Below are 4,603 nucleotides of genomic sequence, written 5' to 3' on the forward strand. Positions count from 1 at the left end.
TCGACCGTATAATGATGATACATGTCGAACTGCATCTGCGCGACGACGCGGCCGAAATCGGGAACGAAGCGGCCGAAGACGCCCGCCTCGTTCATCCAGCGCAACACCGTTTCGGGATCGCGGGGCGACGTCAGCACGTCGAGGAACAGCTCGTTCGCGCGCGCGATGCGGCGCACCCCCTGCGTTTCGATCAGCTTCGCATCGTGGCGCGCCTGCCGCATGGCCTGCGGATGGATTTCGAGACCATGCTTGTCGGCGAGCGCGAAAATCTCGACCAGCCGCACGGGGTCCTTCTGGAAGAAATCGTCCGACGGGAGCGCGAGCCGGCCGCGGTCGAGCACGAAGCCGTGAAGCTTGCCCGGCCGCCGCCGGATCGTCGGCAGGAAGCGACGCCCGCGCGCCGCCATCTGATCGTCGAGATGCGCGAGGAAGGTGCCGGTGACGTCGCCGACCGCCTTCGCGTGGATGAAATAGAGCTGCATGAAGCGTTCGACCGCGCTCTTGCCGGGGCGGTCGGCGAATTTCATGCGGGCGGCGATCTCGCGCTGAAAATCGAAGGTCAGCCGGTCCTCGGCGCGACCGGCGAGGATATGGAGGTGGCAGCGCACGGCGAGCAGGAAATTCTCGGCGCGCTCGAACTGCCTGAGTTCGCGCGCCGACATCAGCCCCGCATCGACGAGTTCGGGCACCGTGCGCACGCGGTGGATGAACTTGCCGATCCAGAAGAGCGTGTGGAGGTCGCGGAGCCCCCCCTTTCCTTCCTTCACATTGGGTTCGACGACATAGCGCGAATCGCCCATGCGCTTGTGGCGCTCGTCGCGCTCGGCGAGCTTGTCGGCGACAAAGGCGCGCGCATTGCCCGCGACGACCTCGGCATCAAAGCGCGCCGACGCCTGATCGTACAGGTCGCGGTCGCCCCAGATGAAACGTCCTTCGAGCAGCGCGGTGCGGATCGTCAGATCCTCCTTCGCGGCACGGACCATCTCGTCGAGCGAGCGCGACGAATGGCCGACCTTCAGCCCGAGATCCCACAAGGTATAGAGCTGCGCCTCGATCACCTGTTCGGTCCAGCTCGTCTGCTTGAACGGGGTGAGGAATCCGATGTCGATGTCGCTGTGCGGCGCCATCTCGCCACGCCCGTATCCGCCAACCGCGATCAGCGTGATGCGTTCGCCCGCCGAACGATTGGCCGAGGGATAGAGGTGGCCGGTCGTGAAATCGTGGCTGAGGCGGATGATCTGGTCGATCAGGAAGGCGGTCGCATTCGCCGCGACGCGGCCCGACGACGGGCTTGCGAGCAGCCGGCGCTCGATCTCGGCGCGGCCCGCTTCGAGCGCGCCCTTGAGCAGATCGACCATCGCGCGGCGGCGCTTTCCGGTGTCGTTCGTCTCATTGGCGACCTCGTCGAGCCGTCCCGCCAGCGCCCGGCGATCGATGATCGCGCGGCGCTGGTCGAGATTGTCGAACAGGTCGCTCATCCCTCGTCCGCCGCCAGCCGCTTGAGCGCATAAAGCGCGTCGAGCGCTTCGCGCGGCGCGAGCGCGTCGGGGTCGATTGCCCCGAGCGCCTCGCGAAGCGCGTCCTTTGCAGCCGCCGGTACCTCGGCGAGCGTTGCGGCGAACAGCGGGAGGTCGTCGAGCCCCGCCGCGAGGCCGCCGGTCTTCTCGCGCCCGGCCTCGAGCTTCGCGAGCACCGCCTCGGCGCGTTTCACGACACCTGCCGGCACGCCCGCAAGGCGTGCGACGGCGAGACCGTAGCTGCGGTCGGCGGGCCCCTCGGCGACTTCGTGGAGCAACACGAGATCGCCCTGCCACTCGCGCGCCCGGACATGATGGAGCGAGAGCGCATTCAGCGTTTCGGCGAGCCGCGTCAGTTCGTGATAGTGCGTCGCGAAGAGGCAGCGGCACCCGTTCACCTCGTGCACCGCCTCGACCACCGACCAGGCGAGCGCGAGCCCGTCGTAGGTCGAGGTGCCGCGCCCGACCTCGTCGAGGATGACGAAGCTTTGCGGGGTCGCCTGCGCGAGAATCGCCGCGGTCTCGACCATCTCGACCATGAAGGTCGAGCGCCCGCGCGCGAGATTGTCGCTCGCCCCGACGCGGCTGAACAGGCGATCGACGAGCCCGAGCTTCGCCGCCGCGGCGGGAACGAAGCCGCCCGCCTGCGCGAGCACGACGATCAGCGCATTCTGGCGGAGAAAGGTCGATTTGCCGCCCATGTTCGGGCCGGTGACGAGCCAGAGCCGGTCGGCCTCCGACAGCGAGACGTCGTTGGGGACGAAACGCTCGCCCGATTTGGCAAGCGCCGCCTCGACCACCGGATGGCGCCCGCCGGTCACATCGAGGCACGGGGTGTCGGCGAGGGCGGGGCGGCACCAGTTATGGCTCATCGCATGATCGGCGAGCGCCGCGGCGACGTCGATCCGCGCGAGCACGTCGCACGAGGCGGCGATCGCCTCGCGGCGCGCGATCGCGGCGTCGGTGAGCGATTCGAGATGCGCCGCCTCGGCGGCGATCGCGTGAACGCCCGCCTGTGTCACCCGGCTCGCGGCTTCGTGGAGGTCGGACGAGTTGAAACGCACGACCCCGGCCAGCGTCTGGCGGTGGGTGAAGCCCGATTCGGGCGCCATCAACGCGTCGGCATGCCTCGCCGGCACCTCGACATGATAGCCGAGCACACCGTTATGGCGGATCTTGAGCGACGCGATGCCGGTGCGGTCGCGATATTGCGCCTCGAGCGATGCGATCGCCTTGCGCCCGTCGCGTGCGGTTTCGCGCAGCGCGTCGAGCGCATGGTCATAGCCCTCCGCCACATAGCCGCCCTGTGCCGCATCGACCGGCGGCGTTTCGATCAGCGCGCGGGTGAGTTCGTCGACGAGTGTGCCATGGCCGTCGAGCCCCGGCAGCAGCCGCGCGAGCAGCGGCGGCAGGTCGGCCCGGCGCGCGAGATGCTCGCGCAGGAGCCGCGCGCCGCCGAGCGCATCGCGAAGCTGCGCGAGGTCGCGCGGCCCGCCGCGGCCCGCGACCAGGCGGCCGAGCGCACGCCCGGCGTCGGGCAAGGCGCGAAGCGCCGCACGCAGTTCGCCGCGCCACAAGGCATCGCGCGCGAGGCCGTCGACGAGGTCGAGCCGGTCGAGGATCGCGAGCCGGTCGGTAAGCGGGCTCGCGATATCGTCGGCGAGCAGCCGCGCGCCCGCCGCCGTCACCGTCCGGTCGATCGTGCCGAGCAGGCTGCCGTCGCGTGCGCCCGCCATCGTGCGGACGAGTTCGAGGCTTTCGCGCGTCGCGGCATCGATCGCCATCCGCCCCGAGGCGAGATGGCGCAGCGGCGGCTGGAGGAAAGTCGGACCGCCGGTGCCGACATGGTCGAGATAGGCGACGAGCGCGCCCATCGCCGCGATCTCGCCGCGGCCGAACTGGCCGAAGCCGTCGAGCGTCTGGACGCCGAAGAAGGTTTCGAGCCGCTTCTGCGCGCTCGTGCTCGAAAAATCGGACGCCGGGCGGCGCACGATCTGGCGCGCCGACGAGATCGGCAGTTCGTCCGCATTCTCGCTCAGCAGCAGCTCCGACGGCGCGAGCCGCGCGAGTTCGGCGTCGACCGATTGCGCCGGAACGGCAACGACCTCGAAGCGACCGGTCGAGATGTCGGCGGCGGCGATCGCGACCTCCCCCTCGCTCCCGACCTGCGCGAGCGCCGCGAGCCGGTTCGCGCTCCGCCCTTCGAGCAGATTTTCCTCGGTGAGCGTGCCCGCCGTGACGAAGCGCACGATATCGCGCGCGACGAGCGCCTTCGACCCGCCGCGCGCCTTTGCCTCGGCGGGGGTTTCGACCTGCTCGGCGATCGCGACGCGGTGGCCGGCGCGGATCAGCCGCGCGAGATAGGATTCGGCCGAATGGACGGGCACTCCGCACATCGGCACCGGCTCGCCGCCATGCTCGCCGCGCGACGTGAGCGCGATGTCGAGCGTCGATGCCGCCGCCTTCGCATCGTCGAAAAACAGCTCGAAGAAGTCGCCCATGCGGTAGAAGAGCAGGCAGTCGCCCGCCTTTTCCTTGAGCGACCAATATTGCGCCATCATCGGCGTCGCAGCGGGGGCGGCAGTGTTGCTGTTGGCGGGTCGGGGAGCAGTGGCGGCCATCGGCCCCTGCTTAGTGATTGGGGGCGGCATGGCAAGTGATGCCTCGGCGGCGCGGGAATTGATAAGATTCGCGCAGAGGCCGCAGAGCGCGCAGAGAATCTGTTCACGCGGAGACGCGGAGGCGCGGAGGAGGCCGCTCCGGGCCGAATGGCCCATTTTCCTGCACGACCCGGCTTGACGCGAGCCGCGGGTGGAAAGCCGCTTCGCGGCAAACGCTATCTCTCCGCGCCTCCGCGTCTCCGCGTGAACCTGTTCCTTACTTCTTTGCGCGCTCTGCGGCCCCGCGAAACATTCGGGGCTGCGGTCGCGCCGGGCAGATCGGTATCAACATTGCCGGTTACATTTTCGCGAGGCGGCGCTAGGGGAAACATTCGGGCGCGCATCTTGTGGATATTTCGAGAGGATAGAGAATGGACAGCGGCAGCAAGGTGCAGTTTTCGGACCGCGAGGCCCTGCTTTACCACG

2 protein-coding genes are annotated in these 4,603 nt (G+C 69.0%); both read right to left on the reverse strand.

Annotated elements, in window-relative coordinates; genetic code table 11:
- The coding region (locus JHC57_RS21230; protein ID WP_366928559.1) for a nucleotidyltransferase domain-containing protein at nucleotides 1–1,478 on the reverse strand (1,478 nt) is incomplete at its 3' end.
- Nucleotides 1,475–4,138, reverse strand: coding sequence for a DNA mismatch repair protein MutS (mutS, locus tag JHC57_RS21235; RefSeq protein ID WP_294032571.1), 2,664 nt, complete (start codon nucleotides 4,136–4,138; stop codon nucleotides 1,475–1,477). The genes mutS and JHC57_RS21230, both read right to left, overlap by 4 nt.
- Nucleotides 4,139–4,603: the final 465 nt, after the last annotated feature.

Origin of the sequence: Sphingopyxis sp. (assembly GCF_016463645.1) — a bacterium.
In the GTDB taxonomy this organism is placed as follows: Bacteria; Pseudomonadota; Alphaproteobacteria; order Sphingomonadales; family Sphingomonadaceae; genus Sphingopyxis.